Source organism: Rhizobium anhuiense, assembly GCF_003985145.1.
Taxonomy (GTDB): domain Bacteria; phylum Pseudomonadota; class Alphaproteobacteria; order Rhizobiales; family Rhizobiaceae; genus Rhizobium; species Rhizobium anhuiense.
The window spans coordinates 123,417-140,065 of the sequence record NZ_ML133521.1 but is presented as its reverse complement, the minus strand read 5'-3'; the positions used below and the strand labels follow the sequence as shown (position 1 = coordinate 140,065).

Sequence of the window (16,649 nt, the reverse complement as noted above, 5' to 3'; positions counted from 1 at the left end):
GAGCCACCGGTGAACGAACGCGCCCCGCCAATGGTCGGGGCGCAATCTGCCGTGGCATCAGAGCTCACGGCCGCAGCGCCAGGCAAACACCGCCCATGTCCATCAAACTTTTCGAACTGCTTCTGCAAGCGTCGATCTACACGGTAACGATCAGCGTGGTTTCTATCCTGATCGGCTTTGCGATCGCGATCGTTATTTCCGCCATGCTGCTGTCGCGACAGCAGCTCTTCGTCCTGCCGGCGCAAATTTTCATCAGTTTTTTTCGTGGCGTGCCGCTGCTGGTGCAACTGCTGCTGATCTATAACCTGCTGCCGGCGATTGGCCTCAACGTGCCGAGTATCGTTGCGGCCGTCGTTGGTCTTTCGCTGTGTACGGCAGCCTATCAGGCTGAAAATCTGCGTGGCGGTTTTGCCAGCGTTCCCATGGGTCTTGTCGAGTCTGCCGAAATGGTCGGCATGACTCCCGTTCAGATCTTCCGCCGGATCAAGGCCCCGATCGCCCTGCGCCTGACTTTCCCGGCGCTCGTCAACGAAGCGATCCTTATCCTGAAGGCGTCGTCGCTGGTCTCGGTCGTCGGGGTCATCGAGCTGACGCGCATGGCCCAGGACCTTGCCGGCAGCACCTTCCTGCCGCTCGAGATTTTCGCGTCCGCAGGGCTGATCTATTTCGTCATCAATTGGATCGTCGCCCTTGCGGGCGGCCTGATCGAACGCTCCCTGCCGGGAGTGCCGCGATGACCTTCGACATCAATGTGATTTTCAACAACCTGCCCGATATCGTCAGCGGTGCATGGCTTACCCTCCTCATCTGGATCGTCACCACGCCAGTCGCTGCTGCGCTCGGCTTCCTTATCGCCGTTGCCAGACGTTTTGGCGGCGTCATCCCGGACAAGGCGTTCGGCATTGTCATTGCGGTGCTGCGCGGCACGCCCTTCCTCATCCAGATATTCCTCGTCTACTACGGCGGGCCCTTCGTCGGCTTGTCACTCGATCCGATCCCGGCCGGCATCATCGGCCTTTCCATCTACGGCGCGGCTTATTTCAGCGAGATCTTCCGCTCGGGTTTTGCCGCCGTCCCGAAGGGACATATCGAGGCCGGCCTGTGCGTCGGCCTGACACAAGGGCAGATCATCCGGCGCATATTGCTGCCGGAGATGACCATGCTGGTGCTGCCGCCTTCGATCAACATGACGATCATCCTCATGAAGGAGACGGCCGTGCTGTCCATCATCACCGTGCCGGAATTGACGGCGACGCTGAGTGCGATCGGCTCGCAGCAATATGCCTTCGTCGAGGCGCTCTTCGTGCTTGCCCTATTCTATTGGGCGCTCGTCGAAATCACCGGCTGGCTCGGTCATCTCGCCGAAACGAAACTCTCCAGATTCAGGTTTTTCAACATATGAGCGTTCCTGCGATCGCAGTCAAAAATCTCGTCAAGACGTTCGGCGGTTCCACCGTGTTGCACGGCATCGACCTCGATATCGTGCAGGGACAGGTTTCCTGCGTCATCGGCCCGTCCGGCTCCGGCAAGAGTACGTTGCTGCGCTGCATGGCCTTTCTCGAGGAATCGACGAAGGGGACGATCGCCATCAATGGCGAGGTGCTTGGCTTTACGGAAAACGCCAAAGGCGTCCGTGAGCGGGTGCCGGCGGCGGCGAACCGGCGGATACGATCGCAGATCGGGATGGTTTTTCAGCAGTTCAATCTCTGGCCGCATATGACGGCGCTCGGCAATGTCAGCGAAGCGCTGAAGACCGTTCACAAGATGAGCCGTAGGGATGCAGAGGAGCGGGCCATGGCCCAGCTCGTCAAGGTCGGCCTCGAGGCCAGGGCAGGGCACTATCCGTCGCAGCTTTCCGGAGGTCAGCAGCAACGCGTCGCCATCGCCCGGGCACTCGCCCTCAACCCGAAGATCATGCTGTTTGACGAGCCGACCTCATCGCTCGATCCCGAGCTGACCGGCGAAGTGCTGAACGTCATGCGCGATCTCGCCGCCGAGGGCATGACGATGGTCGTCGTTTCCCACGAGATCGGATTTGCCGCGACGGTCGGCCAGCAGATCGTCTTTCTCGATCACGGCAAGGTGCTGTTCACCGGCCCGCCGCAGGACGTCTTCAAACGGCCGAGAAACCCCCGGCTCGAACAGTTCCTGGACACCTATATCGATCGCGGAGCCTCGATGCTGCTCTGACGTTCATGTCCTTCCTGATCGTCGGAAAGACCTCCAATTCCGACGTCGGGTTCAGGCAATATCGTCTTCGAGTATCTTCACGGGCCGGTCCCACTGGATGAGAACGACACAGCCGGGGTCACTCCAGACCGAGTGTTCGCTGCCCGGCGCATTGACGATATAACTGCCGCTGGAGTAATCGCCCGTCTCGTCGGATTGAACGCCATCGAGCACCAGGATGGTCTCGAGCCCCTCGTGACGATGACGGGGAACGGAGGCGCCAGGCTCATATTTCAACAGCGCCACGCCCGGCTGATCGCCCTCGAAGGGCCGGATCCAGTGAATGGTGACCGCGTCGCGAAAAGGGCCGAATTCCAGCGCCTTCCAGCCGCCCGAGGTCAGCAGTTCGCGGGTCGTGTCAGGCATGGATAATGCTTTCCAGTATGTCGTCGACATGGGCGGTCCAGCCGACGATCGCGCCCTGAGCGCGGATCATGGCGATGGCTGCGGCTTTGAATTCCGGGAAATAGCTTTCCGTCGCCTCCTCGGCGAGCAGGCACTCATAACCGCGGTCGTTTGCTTCACGCATCGTCGTCTGCACGCAGACTTCGGTGGTAACGCCGGCAAAGACGAGTTGTTTGATACCCTTCTGCTGCAGCACGGTGCCGAGTTCGGTGGCGTAAAAGGCGCCCTTACCGGGTTTTTCGATGACGACTTCGCCCTTCACGGGCGCGAGTTCCGGCAGGATTGCCGTGCCGGGCTCGCCCGAGATCAGGATGCGGCCCATCGGGCCTTCGTCGCCGATCCTGAGCGCAGGATTGCCGCGGTCGCGTTTGGCCGGCGGCAGGTCGGAAAGGTCCGGCCGATGGCACTCCATCGTATGGATCACAGGCAGGCCGGCATTGCGGAAGCCCTGGATGAGGCGTTTGACATCGGGAACGATCCTGGTGATGCGGCTGACATCGTTGCCGAGGCTTGCACCGAAACCGCCGGGCTCGGCGAAATCGCGCTGCATGTCGATGACGATGAGGGCGAGCTCGTCGTGCTTCACCGGAAAGGCAAAAGGTTCGGCCTTGATCTTCACCATCAATGATGTCCCGCCATGTGGGCGCCGATCACGCCGATATCGGCCGAGCGTGCCGGTGTTTCGTAAACCAGCTTGCCTTCCGAAATGACCATGATGCGGTCGGACATCTCGAGCAGTTCGTCGAGGTCTTCGGACAGCAGCAGCACGGCGGCACCCAAATTGCGTGCCTTCATGATGCGGGCGCGGATTTCGGCAACGGCCGAGAAATCCAGACCGAAACAGGGGTTCGAGACGATCAGCAGATCGACATCGCCGGTCAGTTCGCGGGCGAGCACCGCCCGCTGCACGTTGCCGCCCGAAAGCGCTGCGATCGGCGAGGAGGAAGAGGCGGTCTTGACCTTGAAATCGGAGATCAGCGCCGAGGCGCGCTTCTTCATGCCGCCCCTGTTCAGCCAGATCGCGTCCTTGCCGTCCGGCTTCAAGTCGAAGGTGCGAAACGCAAGGTTCTCGCTCACGCTCATCTTGGGCGCGCAGGCATTCTGCAACGGCTCTTCGGGGATGAAACGCACCTTGTTCTTGCGGGTCTCGTCACGGGTGGCGCCGTAAGCCTCGCCATTGACCATGACCTCACCGGTATCGGTCGGGCGCTGGCCGGCGAGAATCTCCGTCAGCTCCTTCTGGCCGTTGCCCGATATGCCGGCAATGCCAACGATCTCGCCGGAGCGGACCGTCAGCGCGTCGATCTCGATCGTCTTCAGGCCGGAGCGATCGGGGGCCTTCACCTGGCTGACGGTCAGCACCGGTCTTGCCGCTTCGGCCACCGGCAGGCGGCTGTCGAGCTCGGCGAGCTTGACGTCGCCGATCATCATCGCCGCCATCTCGGCGGTGGAGAGTTCGCCGACCTTGCCGGTGCCGACCAGCTTGCCGCGCCGCAGGATCGAGACGGCATCGGCGAACTTCGTCACCTCGTGGAACTTGTGGGAAATCATCAGCACGGTGAGTTCGCCGCGCTCGGTCATTCCGCGCACGATGCCGAGCATCTCGTCGGCTTCGGCCGGCGTCAGCACCGAAGTCGGCTCGTCGAGCACGAGGAAGGAGCGGCCGAGATAGAGCTGCTTGACGATTTCGAGCTTCTGTTTTTCGCCGGCGGCAAGTTCACTTACCGGCCTGTCGAGCGGGATCTTGAACGGCATGCGCTCCATGAAACCCGCCAGGTCCTTGCGCTCCTTGGCCCAGTTGATCACCGCGGGGACTTCGGTGCGGCTGATGACCAGGTTTTCCGCGCCAGTCAGAGAGGGAACCAGGGTGAAATGCTGGTAGACCATGCCGAGCCCATAGGCTGCGGCATCCTTGGGGGAGGCGACCGCCACCTCGCGGCCGTCGACCGACAGCGAACCTGAGGTCGCGTGATAGAAACCCATGATGCATTTGACCAGTGTCGACTTGCCGGCGCCGTTTTCGCCGAGAAGGGCGTGGAAAGAGCCGGCCGGAACGGCCATCGAGACGTTGTCGAGCGCGGTGAACGAACCGAAGCGCATGGTCATCCCGAGCGTATCGATACCGACCGCCTTGCCGGCCTTGGGGAGGGGCGTGTCGCGAACGGTGCTCATGGCAGCTGGCTCACAAAGGTTTCGGAATTGGAGACGGCGCCGAAGACGCCGCCCTGCATCTTCACCATCTTGATGGCGGCGAGGTGGTTTCCGTAGTCGGTCGCGCCGCAGCAGTCCTCCAGCAGCAGGCATTCGTAGCCGCGGTCGTTCGCCTCGCGCATCGTCGTCGAGACGCAGACATCGGTGGTGATGCCGGTGAGGATGATGTTCTCGATGCGCTTCCGGTTGAGGATGAGTTCGAGGTCGGTGGCGCAGAACGAACCCTTGCCGGGCTTGTCGATGATCGTCTCGCCTTCGACCGGGTAGAGTTCGGGGATGATGTCCCAGCCGGGTTCGCCCCGCGTCAGGATGCGGCCGCAGGGGCCGGGATCGCCGATACCGGCGCCGATCCGCTGCGAGCGCCAGCGTTTGTTGGCCGGCAGATCGGCGAGGTCGGGACGATGGCCCTCGCGGGTGTGGATAATGTGGTAGCCCTTGGCCCGCATAGCGGCAAGCACGCGTTTGATCGGTTCGATCGGCGCCTGCACCAGCGACAGGTCGTAGCCCATATGGTCGACATAGCCGCCCTTGCCGCAGAAATCCGTCTGCATGTCGATGATGATAAGGGCGGTGTTATCAGGCCTTAGAGCGCCGTTATAGGGCCACGGATACGGATCGGCGTCGATAAAATGCCCTTCGGTTTCGACCATCGCGTCCATCATTCTCTCTCCTATTCCGCGGCAGGTTTGAGGGGTTCGCCGTAGCGGCGCATCGGCTTGTCAAATCCGCAGGACGTGCCGTCCTTGACCTTTATCTCGTCTTCCCATGGCAGGCGGTATTTGCCGGCGACGAGGTCGTGCATGTAGGTGTAGGGCGCATCCTGCGCGCCGCCGGCGACGGCGACATAACCGCGATGGCCGAACTGGTAGATATTGTTCTCCACGCCCCAGCCGAGCCGGGCCTCGCGCACCAGGTCAGGACGCACCTCGGCGGTGATGATCTCGTTGACGCGGCCGGAGGTGCCGTGGGCGATGATCGTGCCGTCGAAATTGCAGATCATGCCTTCACCCATGGAATCGAACGTGCCGTCCGAGCCGCACATACAGACATTGGCGGTGATCATCAGGTTGCAGAAGGCATTGGCCTGGTTGGTGAAGCGCCAGGCCTCGCGGATCGGCGCCGTGTAGCCGGCTGTGCGGATCATGATTTCGGCGCCCTTATAGGCGCATTCGCGCGCCATCTCCGGGAACATGCCGTCATGGCAGATGATCAGTGCGAGCCTGGCGCCTCGCGGGCCTTCGATGACAGGGATGCCAAGATCGCCGGGCTCCCAGGGCTCGACGGGGATCCAGGGATGCATCTTGCGGTAATAGAGCTTCAACTCGCCTTGATCGTCGATGACGATGCCGGAATTGTAGGGCATGCCGCCAGGGTTCAGCTCCATGATCGAGAAGCAGCCCCAGATCGCATTGTCCCTGCAAGCCTTCCTGAAGGCCGCGACCTCCGGCCCGTCGAGCGTGCACATGATCTCCGGATTGATGTCCATGGAGAGGCCGTGCAGCGCATATTCGGGAAAGACGACGAGGTCCATGCCCGGCTGGTTGCGCCGCGCTTTGGCCACCAGATCGACGATCACCTGCGTCTGTTTTGCCAGATCCGCTTTGGTGACCGTCACCGGCAGCTGGAGTTGTACCAGGCCGATACCCACACCGTGTTCGGATTTGTTGAGGCCGCCAAGTCCGTTCATCGGCAAGCTCCGTTATTTCGTAAGCGACAGCGCACCCGGCGCACCGGCGAGCGAGCGGGTGGGCGAGGACGTGGCGATCAGGATGATGAGGGTAAGCACGTAAGGTGCCGCGTAGAAGAGGTAGTAGCCTTGCGTGACGCCGACCGATTGCAGCGCCGGGCCGAGCGCGCCGGCGCCGCCGAAAAGCAGGGCAGCGAGAAAGCAGCCGATCGGGTTCCAGCGGGCAAAGATCACGAGCGCCACGGCCATCAGGCCCTGACCCGACGAGATGCCTTCGTTCCACGAGCCCGGATAGTAGAGCGACAGATAGGCGCCGCCGATCGCCGCCAGCGAGCCGCCAGCGGCGGTCGCCAGCAGGCGAACCCGGTCCGGGTCGATGCCCATGGCTCGGGCCGCGTCGGTGCTGTCGCCGACAACGCGCAGGATCAGGCCGATGCGAGTGTTCTTGAAGGCCCAGAACAGGAAGAGAGCCAGCGCTGCGCCGATGAAGAACAGCACGTTGATATTGAGTGCCGCCTGGATCTGCGGAGTGCTCGACCAGCCGCCGAGCGCAATCGAGGGCAGTTTCGGCGCCACCGGCTGGATGAAGGATTTGCCGAGGAAAAACGCCATGCCGAGACCGAACTGCATCATCGCGATGCCGATGGCGATGTCGTTGACCTTCGGGAATTTGCAGATCCAGCCGTGGATGAGGCCGAAGACTGCGCCCGCCGCCATGGCGGCGAGCACGCCGAGGGTCGGCGAGCCGGTGATGACGGCCACCGCATAGGCCGTCATGGCGCCGAAGACCAGCGTGCCTTCCAGGCCGAGATTGATGCGGCCGGAGCGCTCGGTGATCGTCTCGCCGAGGCTGACGAAAATGAATGGTGTGGACACGCGGATGGCGCCTGCGAAGATCGCCAGCGGCACGCCCCAGATGCCGATGCCTGTCTCTTCCATCAGAGGCTCCTTTTCCAGAGGTCGGGATTGAAGATCTTGAAGCGGCCGTAGAAGGTCTCGCAGAAGAGAATGACGATGAAGAGCGTCCCCTGCAGCACCAGAACCGTCGCATCCGGCAGGCCCATGCGCCGCTGGATGAGGCCGCCCGAGGCGTCGATGCCGCCGAGCAGGATCGCGACCGGAATGATCGCCAGCGGATTGTGCCTGGCGAGGAAGGCGACGAGGATGCCGGTATAACCGTAGCCGGCGGCAAGCGAGGCGTTGGCGCTTCCCTGCACCGCCGCCACTTCAATCATGCCCGCCAGACCGGCAAAGCTGCCGGCAAGTGCGGTAAATCCCGCGATCAGTTTGCCCACAGGAAGTCCCTGGATCTGGGCGGCGCGCACGTTGCCGCCGGCGATGCGGGCGGCAAAACCGTAGCTCGTCGCCTCGATCACGATCCAGGACACAATGCAGGCGAGGATGCCGATGACGAGACCCCAATGCACGTCCATGCCGGGAATCTTGCCGAGCATATAGTCCGCCGGCAACGGCCTGGTCGACGGCTTGTTGAGGCTTGCAGGATCGCGGAGCATCCCTTCGACGAACTGGTTCATCAGGGCAATGGCGATATAGGATAGCAGCAGCGACGAGATGGTTTCGTTGACGCCGCGGTAGTGGCGCAGGAAACCGGCAAGGCCGATCCAGATGCCGCCGACCAACATGGCGGCGATCGCCATCAGAATGAGGGTGAGGAAGACAGGCGCGGTGCCGGCAAGCGGCAGAGCCATGGCTGCGGCCGCAACGCCGCCCAGCACGACCGCTCCTTCCCCGCCGATGATGACGAGGCCGAGACGGGCGGGCAGGGCGACGCAGAGCGCCGTCAGGAGAAGGGGTGCGGCGCGGCTTAAGCTGTTCTGCACCGAAAACCAGCTGCCGAAGCCGCCGGTATACATCAGTTGGAAGAGGGTGACCGGCGACTTGCCGACCGCCAGGATGAAGAGGGAGAAGAGCGCAAGACCGATCAGTATGGCCGCAAGGCCGATGACGACAGGTTCGGCTCGCCGCGCGATCCATTCGAGGACGGGGCGCAGCGAAGCCGGTTTTTCCGCGATGGCGAGTGCGGGATCATTGGCCTCGATGGTCATGGCGCTTCTCCCTTCGCGGTTTACGCCGTGGACCCGACGACGCCCTCAACCAGGTAATTCATGCTCTCGAGCTCGATCGCATCTTCGGCGTAGCTCTTGTCGGCAGCCACGACGGTGTCGCCCTTATTGTCCTTCAACGGGCCCTTGAAGACCGAGAAGCCGCCCTTCATCATCTCCGCCTGCGTGGCTTCGAAAGCCTTGCGGCCCTCCGCCGACACGGCGGGGCCAAGCGCGCTCATCTTCACGAAGCCGTCCTTCAGGCCGCCGCGCACGAAGTTGCCGAGCTTTTCGCCGGCCTGCGCCTTCTTGACGAAATCGCTGTAGACGTTGCCCCAGGCCCATTCGGCGCCGGTGAGGTATTTTTCGGGAGCAAGTGGGCTCTGATTGGCGTGATAGCCGCAGACGAAGGCGCCGCGGCCGGCCGCCGTCTCGACGACCACTTTGGGGCTGTCGACGTGGCAGGTGATGACGTCGGCGCCCTGATCGACCAGCGCATTGGTGGCTTCGGCTTCCTTGACGGCGAGCGACCATTCACCGGTGAAGATCACCTGGCAGGTGATAGCGGGATCGACCGTGCGCGCGCCAAGCAGGAAGGCGTTGATGTTCTGCAGAACCTGCGGGATCGGCTTAGCGGCGACGAAGCCGATCTTTTTGCTTTTCGTCGCATGACCGGCGGCGATGCCGTTCAGATACTGGCCCTGGAAGATATAGCCGAAATAGGAGCCGGTATTGGCGGGGTTCTTGCCTTCCTGCCAGAGGCCGCCGCAATGGCGGAACTGGATATCGGGATATTTGGCGGCCATGGCCAGCATGTGGGGATCGAAATAGCCGAAGGAGGTCGGAAAGAGCAGGGTCGCACCGTCGAGATTGATCATCGACTCCATGGTCTTCTGGACATCGACGGTTTCCGGCACATTCTCTTCTTCGACCAGCGTCACGCCCGGCAGCGCCTTGACCACGGCGGCACCTTCCGCATGCGCCTGGTTGTAGCCGTAGTCGTCTTTGGGGCCGACATAGATGAAGCCGACGGTCAGCGCGGTCTGGGCTGCGGCTGGAGAGCCGATCAGGCCCGGCATGGCGCCGGCGAGCGCACCGGCGGCGGAAGCCTGAAGGAAATTGCGGCGGTTCATGGAAAGGAGTTTGGTCATCGGAATGCTCCTTGCGGCGCTGGGCCGGTTTCGAACGGGTACAGAAAAGTGCATGCAATGTGCGTGCCAGAAATCAATCTATTGTTTTTTATAATTTATTTGTTTCTGCAAAATGCACACTCCGAAAAGTGCATGCAGATTGATCGATTTCTTGCGCAAAAAGTAATCAACAGGTATTTCTTGGTCATCGTGACTGCGTGATTGCTGATACTTCGCGCAGGCCAAGCTCTCTTATTCATCAGAAAGCGAAAATTTAACAATATCTTCCCTGCTCAATTTGACTTATCGAGTCTCGGACGGCATCTGTATGCAGAGTGTTGATGTGAGCAGATTCGTATTGTGAAGCAGACCAGGCGCAGAGAAGTGATCCGCACCGGAACCACCGTCGAACAGATGGTGCGGGCGATTTCCGACATGATCGTCACAGGTGAAATCCTGCCGGGCGCGAAGTTGGACGAGGTGTCGCTCGCGGTTCGTTTCGAGGTTTCGCGCACGCCGGTACGCGAGGCCTTGCGTGAGCTGGGCGCCATGGGATTGGTCGTCCGCGAGCCAAACCGCAGTGCCCTCGTGACCAATGTCACCGAGGCCTATCTGCATTCGATGTTCGAGGCGATGGCGGAGCTTGAAGCAATCTGCGCCAGGCTGTCGGCCGAGCGCATGACGGTCGATGAGCGGCGCGCGCTGGAGTTGGAGCATCGGGCATCGGTGAGGCTGGTGCATGCCGGCGCCGAAGAGGAATATTCGGCTCACAATACCGAATTCCACACCCGGCTTTATCGAGGTGCGCATAATGATCATGTCTTCGAGATGGTGACGCAGACCAGGGCGCGGCTGGCACCTTTTCGACGGGCACAGTTCCGTTTGCCGGGGCGCTTGGCAAAATCCTATGAGGAGCACGGCCGGATCGTGACCGCGATCATGCGCGCGGACGCCGCGGCCGCGGGGCAGGCGGCCTATTCCCATGTGGAAATTGTCAGCGATGCCAGCGCGGTATTTGCAACGGCCGGGGAGTAGAGAGGACGCGGCGCCCGAAATCAAGCGCCGCCCCCGCTACAAGACAAAGGGCTCCGACAACCAAACGCTCCAGTTGTTTCGCGGCGTCTACTCCGCGGCTTCGACGAAACGGTGGCGTTCGTAGAGGAACTTCAGCACGGCCTCGCGGCATTTGAGATATGTCCGGTCGGAGGCGAGTTCGATGCGATGGCGCGGACGAGACATGGTCACATCGAGCACTTCACCGATCCGGGCCGCCGGGCCATTGGTCATCATGACGATGCGATCGGACAACAATACCGCTTCGTCGACGTCATGGGTGATCATCACCATCGTATTGCCAAGCCGGGCGTGGATTTCCATCACCGCGTCCTGAAGATGGGCGCGGGTCAGCGCGTCGAGCGCGCCGAAAGGCTCGTCCAGCAACAGGATCTTCGGCTCCATTGACAGCGCGCGGGCAATGCCGACGCGCTGTTTCATGCCCCCTGATATTTCCGAAGGCCGCTTATCCCTGGCATGCGCCATCTGCACGAGGTCGAGGTTGGCCATGACCCAGTCGTGCCGCTCGGCCTTGGTCTTTGTTCGGCTGAAGACCTTGGTGACGGCGAGATTGACGTTCTCGTAGACCGTCAGCCAGGGCAGCAGCGAATGGTTCTGGAAGACGACGGCGCGTTCCGGACCCGGTTCGTTGACCTCGCGGTTTTCAAGCAGCACGGCGCCTGCGGATACCGGAGTCAGGCCGGCAATCAGGTTGAGCAGGGTAGACTTGCCGCAGCCGGAATGGCCGATGATCGAGACGAATTCACCCTCGGAAATCGTCAGGTTGATGTCCTTCAGCACCTCGGCGCGCACGCCGCCCCGATCGAAATGTTTGTCGATATGGTCGAGTTTGAGATAGGCGTTCATAGGTGCGTTCCTCAGTTGGCCATGGCGCCGCGGGTGACGAGTTTGCCGAGCGCAGCCACCAGCTTGTCAAGGGCGAAGCCGACGATGCCGATATAGGCGAGCGCGACGATGATGTCCGGAAGGCGCGACGAGTTCCATGCGTCCCAGATGAAGAAGCCGATGCCGACGCCGCCCGTCAGCATTTCGGCCGCGACGATGGCGAGCCAGGAGAGGCCGACGCCGATCCTGAGGCCGGTGAAGATATAGGGCGCTGCCGAAGGCAGCATGATCTTCCAGAAAAACTCGAACTGGTTGAGGCGCAGCACTTCGGCGACGTTGCGGTAGTCCTGCGGGATATTGCGGACGCCGACGGCGGTGTTGATGATGACAGGCCAGATCGACGTGATGAAGATCACGAAGATTGCCGAAGGATTGGAATCCTGGAAGGCTGCCAGCGACAGCGGCAGCCAGGCGAGCGGCGGGACCGTGCGCAGCACCTGGAAGATCGGATCGAGGCCGCGCATCGCCCAGATCGACTGACCGATGATCGCCCCGATGATGACGCCGGCGACTGCGGCAAGGCCAAAGCCATACACGACGCGCTGCAGCGAAACGAGCACGCGCCAGCCAAGCCCGATATCCTGGGAGCCGTAGTTGAAGAACGGATAGGCGATCAGGTCGTAGCTCTCCTGCCAGACCTGATGCGGCGAGGGCAAGGACGCATCCGTCGATGAACAGAGCACCTGCCAGACGAGCAGGATGAGCGCCAGCACCACGGCCGGCGGAACGACATTGCGAAGTGCGGTCAGCGCCGCTCGACGAAAATCGATCCGCGATCCATGCTTGCCGGAAAATGGCAGAACCTTTGCCGCCGGCTTGGCAGAGGCGACCGTGGAGGGATTTTGTTTATTTGCCAGGGCGGACATCGACGCGCTCCTCATACGAATGAAAGGCCGGCGCGCCGATCGCGCGCCGGAGCGGGTCAGGCGACGGCCTTGATCGAAAGGCTGTCGAGATAGGCGGAGGGATTTTCAGGGTCGAAGACCTTGCCGTCGAAGAAAGTCTCCTTGCCGCGAGACGACGATGCGGGAATATCGGCCGCCGCGACGCCGAGATCCTTGGCGGCCTCGCGCCAGATGTCTTCGCGATTCACCTGGTTGACCAGCGCCTTGACGTCGGTGCTCGCCGGCAGATTTCCCCAGCGGATGTTTTCCGTCATGAACCAGGTATCGTGGCTCTTGAACGGGTAGGAGGCACCGTCCTTCCAGAACTTCATGTAGAGGTCGGTGGCCTTGACCTCGCGGCCGTTGCCATAATTGATATCGCCCTTGAGGCGGCCGAGCACGTCCTTGGTCGGAACGTTGAACCACTGGCGCTTGCCGAGAATGTCGGCCATCTCCGCCTTGTTGTCCATGCTTTCGCACCATTGCTGAGCTTCCATGACAGCCATCAGCAGCGCCTTGGCAGCATTGGGATTCTTTTCGATCCAGTCGGCGCGCAGCCCGAGCGCTTTTTCGGGATGGCCCTTCCAGAGCTCGCCGGTGGTGGCGGCGGTGAAGCCGATGCCCTGATTGACGAGCTGCTCGTTCCACGGTTCGCCCACACAGAAGACGTCCATGTTGCCAACCTTCATATTGGCAACCATCTGCGGCGGCGGCACGACGATGGTCGAAACGTCCTTGTTCGGATCGATGCCGCCGGCGGCGAGCCAGTAACGGATCCAGAGGTCATGGGTGCCGCCCGGGAAGGTCATCGCGGCCTTGATCTCCTTGCCTTCCGTCTTCTTTTTCTCGAAGGCGGCCTTCAGCTTAGAGGCATCGAGCTGCACGCCGGTTTCGGCATATTCCTTGGCGACGGAAATGCCCTGGCTGTCGAGGTTGAGCCGGGCGAGGATTGCCATCGGCACCGGCTTATTGTTCTGCGTCACCTTGCCGGTGTGCATGAGATAGGGGAGCGGCGAGAGAATATGGGCGCCGTCAATGCCATTGGCTGCGCCGCCCAGCACGAGATTATCGCGGGTCGCACCCCAGGAAGCCTGTTTGGCCACATCCGCTTCCGGAAGGCCATGCTTGTCGAAAAATCCCTTTTCCTTGGCGATGATCAGCGGTGCGGAATCGGTGAGCGCGATAAAGCCGAGCTTGACACCTTTCACCTCGGGCCCTGCTCCGGCTGCGAAGGCGCCCGATGGAAAGGCAGTCTTGACGGCGCCGATGAGGGCAGCCGCTGCAGTCGTCTTGAGCATGCCGCGGCGGGTCATGCCGGTTGTCGAAATCCCAGTCGTCGAATTTTTTGTCATGCGCAGGTTCCCTCTGCTGGCTGAATTTGGACACAAAAAAACGCCGCCGGAAATTGCGTCCAAGGGATGAGAGATCCCGGATTGCAAAGACCTTGCGACGTCGGTGTCTAATGCAGGCGCTTATGCCGCGCCTATCCGCCCCGGTCGCCGTTGACCGGTGCATCTAAGAACCTGCAAGCAGCGTGCCAATTTCGAGAGGAGTTGGTAACAGCATGAAGCAAAAGGAGAAATGCGAAGAATTAACGATTGCCTATTTCTTGGGCGCTATCGTTTTCTGCTTCCTTTTTGTGCGATTGCCACGATAGTCACAGCCATGGAAGCGCTCTATTTGTGCAGTGCACGCAACATTAAAGCCGCGATGCAGCTGGCCGGATGGATGTCTTTCCAGCGGCAAAGCTCAACAGGAGAGGGGTAATGCGTGGCGATTGCCTTCGCTCTCACCTCATTCAGTGCAGCAAAGATACAAGTCCGTAGAACGCTGCGGATATTGCTGCCGCCGCCGGCATCGTGACGATCCAGGCTATCACGATGTTGCCGGCCAATCCCCAGCGCACGGCGGAAACACGGCGAGCCGCGCCCACTCCAACGATTGCTCCGGTGATGGTATGCGTCGTCGAAACGGGAATGCCGAGCCACGTCGCTCCGAACAGCGTCAGCGCTCCGCCCGTCTCCGCGCAGAAACCTTGCATGGGGTTGAGCCGGGTGATCTTCGACCCCATGGTATGAACGATCCGCCATCCGCCAAACAGCGTACCGAGAGCCATTGCCGATTGGCAGGTAATGACCACCCAGAACGGCACGTAGAATGTCGGGCCGAGATATCCCTGACTGAACAGGAGCACCGCGATGATGCCCATCGTCTTCTGCGCATCGTTTCCGCCGTGGCCGAGCGAATAGAGCGAAGCGGACACGAACTGCATGATGCGAAAGGTCCGATCCACCGCAAATGGCGTCTGCCGGACGAACAACCAGGAGACGGCGAGTACCAGCACCAGCGCAAGCAGGAAGCCGATGGCTGGTGAAAGGAAAATGGCGCCGACCGTCTTTAGGAGACCATTCCAGACGATCGAGCTGAAGCCCACCTTTGCCAGACCGGCCCCCACCAGCCCACCGACAAGCGCATGCGACGAACTCGATGGAATCCCGAAAATCCAGGTGAGGATATTCCAGATGATGGCGCCCATGAGCGCGGCGAAGATCAGTTGGGGCGAGACGATCGCGGGATCGATGATGCCGGTCCCCAGCGTCTCGGCGACATGCAAGCCGAAGAACAGGAAAGCGATGAAATTGAAGAACGCCGCCCAGGCGACCGCATATTGCGGCCGCAGGACGCGGGTCGAGACGATCGTGGCAATGGAATTGGCCGCATCATGAAGGCCGTTGAGAAAGTCGAAGAACAAAGCGACGACGATAAGGCCGACCAGCAGCGGCAGAGCGAGGGAGGCATCCATCAGACGTTCTCGATGAGAATGCCGCTGATCTCGTTGGCGACATCCTCGAAGCGGTCGACGACTTTCTCCAGCTCTCCGTAGATTTCGCTGCCGATCATGTAGGCCATCGCATTGCCGCTGGCGCCATGACGCAAGAACAGATCCTTCAAACCCTGGTCGTGGAGCTCATCGGAACGTCCCTCCACTCGGGTGACTTCCTCCGCGATGGCGGCGAGACGCTGCGCATTGGCCCCCAATCTGTCGAGCAGGGGTATCGCTTCCGCGACAAGATTTGCCGCCTTGACGATTTCGCTGCCCATCTCCTGCATGAGCGGATCGAAGCTGGATTGCTCGAACAAGCGGATCGTCTTGACTGTCTTGTGCATCATGTCGATCGAATCATCCATCGACTGGATAAGGTCCTTGATGTCTCCCCGGTCGAAGGGCGTGATGAAGCTTCGGCGAACGGCAAGAAGAACGTCACGCGTGATGTCGTCGGCCTCGTCTTCCAATGTGACGATACGTTCGCAGTTTTTCTCGACGTCATTGCCCTTCAGGAGTTGGTCGAGGGCGTAGGCTGCGGCAACGACGGTCTTCGAGTGCTTGGAAAACATGTCGAAGAATCTGTCTTCCCGTGGCATCAGCTTGCGAAAAATGCTCATCATGCCTGGGAACCTTCCTCGTGCGGCCGATTGTCATAAATCTGTCATAAACACGCTCAGGCAATTGAAGCAACATGCAAATTCGGTAATTCATCTACTATGACGCCGAGCAAGAAAAGCAGGAAGCCCCGACCGGACAAGTCCCAGTCACTGCTACGGCAGCTCGCTGCTGTTCCTGAAACGCTGTTCGCCGGTGCATTCCGTCAACAGTACGGCGCTCTTTGCTTTCGCTACGGCGATGCCGGATCCGCGATCGAAATCCTGGTGATCACATCGCGTGAGAGCGCACGCTGGGTCATCCCAAAAGGATGGCCGATGAAAGGGAAAAAGCCTTTCGAAGCAGCGGCAATCGAGGCGTGGGAGGAGGCAGGCGTGCGCGGGGTGGTGAAGAAGAAGCCGGTCGGCCGTTATACCTATCTGAAAGAACTCGACAATGGCGATGTGGCCCCCTGTATCGTCGACATGTTTCAGATTGAAGTCACTGATATCAGCGGCGATTTCAAGGAGCGGGGCCAGCGTATCCTCGAATGGGTCAGCCCGGATGAAGCGGCACGCCGCGTTCGCGAGATCGAACTCAAGTCGCTGCTCGTCCAATTCGAAGCGCGCGGCGGAAAGAAGCTCGATCGCGGCTGACCAT

The 16,649-nt window shown here is 61.1% G+C and carries 18 protein-coding genes; 5 read left to right on the top strand and 13 right to left on the bottom strand.

The features are described from left to right. The first annotated feature begins 95 nt into the window (after positions 1 to 95). From EEQ99_RS00725 to EEQ99_RS00715, 3 genes are read left to right on the top strand one after another with little or no spacing between them, the layout of a single operon-like run. The gene (locus EEQ99_RS00725) at positions 96 to 737 is read left to right on the top strand and encodes an amino acid ABC transporter permease (RefSeq protein ID WP_025570101.1); all 642 of its coding nucleotides are present in this window, start codon (positions 96 to 98) and stop codon (positions 735 to 737) included. Continuing rightward, positions 734 to 1,402: an amino acid ABC transporter permease gene (locus tag EEQ99_RS00720; protein WP_025570102.1), complete on the top strand. Its 669-nt coding sequence runs from the start codon at positions 734 to 736 to the stop codon at positions 1,400 to 1,402. The genes EEQ99_RS00725 and EEQ99_RS00720 overlap by 4 nt, the downstream gene beginning before the upstream one ends. Beyond that, positions 1,399 to 2,190: an amino acid ABC transporter ATP-binding protein gene (locus tag EEQ99_RS00715; RefSeq protein ID WP_025570103.1), complete on the top strand. Its 792-nt coding sequence runs from the start codon at positions 1,399 to 1,401 to the stop codon at positions 2,188 to 2,190. Before EEQ99_RS00720 ends, EEQ99_RS00715 begins: the two co-directional genes overlap by 4 nt. Positions 2,191 to 2,241: 51 nt before the next feature. On the opposite strand, the gene EEQ99_RS00710 is transcribed toward EEQ99_RS00715, so the two are convergent. From EEQ99_RS00710 to EEQ99_RS00675, 8 genes are read right to left on the bottom strand one after another with little or no spacing between them, the layout of a single operon-like run. Then, a complete protein-coding gene (locus EEQ99_RS00710) occupies positions 2,242 to 2,595 on the bottom strand; it encodes a cupin domain-containing protein (protein ID WP_097596054.1) in 354 nt (117 codons plus the stop codon). Next, positions 2,588 to 3,256: a cysteine hydrolase family protein gene (locus EEQ99_RS00705; protein WP_025570106.1), complete on the bottom strand. Its 669-nt coding sequence runs from the start codon at positions 3,254 to 3,256 to the stop codon at positions 2,588 to 2,590. Before EEQ99_RS00705 ends, EEQ99_RS00710 begins: the two co-directional genes overlap by 8 nt. Then, positions 3,256 to 4,806 (bottom strand): ABC transporter ATP-binding protein, encoded by a 1,551-nt coding sequence (locus EEQ99_RS00700; RefSeq protein ID WP_097622435.1) that lies wholly within the window; start codon positions 4,804 to 4,806, stop codon positions 3,256 to 3,258. Before EEQ99_RS00700 ends, EEQ99_RS00705 begins: the two co-directional genes overlap by 1 nt. Next, positions 4,803 to 5,504, bottom strand: a complete 702-nt coding sequence (biuH, locus tag EEQ99_RS00695) for a biuret amidohydrolase (RefSeq protein ID WP_025570110.1) — start codon at positions 5,502 to 5,504, stop codon at positions 4,803 to 4,805. Before biuH ends, EEQ99_RS00700 begins: the two co-directional genes overlap by 4 nt. An 11-nt stretch (positions 5,505 to 5,515) precedes the next feature. After that, positions 5,516 to 6,532 carry a formamidase gene (locus EEQ99_RS00690; protein WP_097622434.1) on the bottom strand — a complete coding sequence of 339 codons (1,017 nt, stop codon included), beginning with the start codon at positions 6,530 to 6,532 and terminating at the stop codon, positions 5,516 to 5,518. Between the two features lie 12 nt (positions 6,533 to 6,544). After that, positions 6,545 to 7,471, bottom strand: coding sequence for an ABC transporter permease (locus tag EEQ99_RS00685; protein WP_025570114.1), 927 nt, complete (start codon positions 7,469 to 7,471; stop codon positions 6,545 to 6,547). Then, positions 7,471 to 8,598, bottom strand: a complete 1,128-nt coding sequence (locus EEQ99_RS00680; RefSeq protein WP_097622433.1) for an ABC transporter permease — start codon at positions 8,596 to 8,598, stop codon at positions 7,471 to 7,473. The genes EEQ99_RS00685 and EEQ99_RS00680 overlap by 1 nt, the downstream gene beginning before the upstream one ends. 20 nt (positions 8,599 to 8,618) lie before the next feature. Further along, complete coding sequence (locus tag EEQ99_RS00675) at positions 8,619 to 9,746, bottom strand: BMP family ABC transporter substrate-binding protein (protein ID WP_025570118.1); 1,128 nt, start codon at positions 9,744 to 9,746, stop codon at positions 8,619 to 8,621. A gap of 339 nt (positions 9,747 to 10,085) precedes the next feature. Between EEQ99_RS00675 and EEQ99_RS00665 the strand changes: the two genes are divergently transcribed. Then, entirely contained in the window at positions 10,086 to 10,760 is a 675-nt protein-coding gene (locus tag EEQ99_RS00665) for a GntR family transcriptional regulator (protein WP_025570068.1), read from the top strand. Between the two features lie 87 nt (positions 10,761 to 10,847). Here the strand turns inward: EEQ99_RS00665 and EEQ99_RS00660 are convergent, their stop codons facing one another. The 5 genes from EEQ99_RS00660 to EEQ99_RS00640 form a co-directional block, all read right to left on the bottom strand. After that, positions 10,848 to 11,645: an ABC transporter ATP-binding protein gene (locus EEQ99_RS00660; RefSeq protein ID WP_025570514.1), complete on the bottom strand. Its 798-nt coding sequence runs from the start codon at positions 11,643 to 11,645 to the stop codon at positions 10,848 to 10,850. Between the two features lie 11 nt (positions 11,646 to 11,656). Then, positions 11,657 to 12,550, bottom strand: coding sequence for a nitrate ABC transporter permease (gene ntrB, locus EEQ99_RS00655; RefSeq protein ID WP_025570515.1), 894 nt, complete (start codon positions 12,548 to 12,550; stop codon positions 11,657 to 11,659). Positions 12,551 to 12,606: 56 nt separating this feature from the next. Next, entirely contained in the window at positions 12,607 to 13,920 is a 1,314-nt protein-coding gene (locus EEQ99_RS00650) for a CmpA/NrtA family ABC transporter substrate-binding protein (RefSeq protein WP_127429861.1), read from the bottom strand. Between the two features lie 446 nt (positions 13,921 to 14,366). Next, positions 14,367 to 15,371, bottom strand: a complete 1,005-nt coding sequence (locus tag EEQ99_RS00645; RefSeq protein ID WP_025570519.1) for an inorganic phosphate transporter — start codon at positions 15,369 to 15,371, stop codon at positions 14,367 to 14,369. After that, the gene (locus tag EEQ99_RS00640) at positions 15,371 to 16,015 is read right to left on the bottom strand and encodes a DUF47 domain-containing protein (RefSeq protein WP_025570521.1); all 645 of its coding nucleotides are present in this window, start codon (positions 16,013 to 16,015) and stop codon (positions 15,371 to 15,373) included. The genes EEQ99_RS00645 and EEQ99_RS00640 overlap by 1 nt, the downstream gene beginning before the upstream one ends. A 96-nt stretch (positions 16,016 to 16,111) precedes the next feature. On the opposite strand from EEQ99_RS00640, the gene EEQ99_RS00635 reads away from it, so the two are divergent. Further along, positions 16,112 to 16,645 carry an NUDIX hydrolase gene (locus EEQ99_RS00635; protein WP_025554752.1) on the top strand — a complete coding sequence of 178 codons (534 nt, stop codon included), beginning with the start codon at positions 16,112 to 16,114 and terminating at the stop codon, positions 16,643 to 16,645. The last annotated feature ends 4 nt before the right edge of the window (positions 16,646 to 16,649 follow it).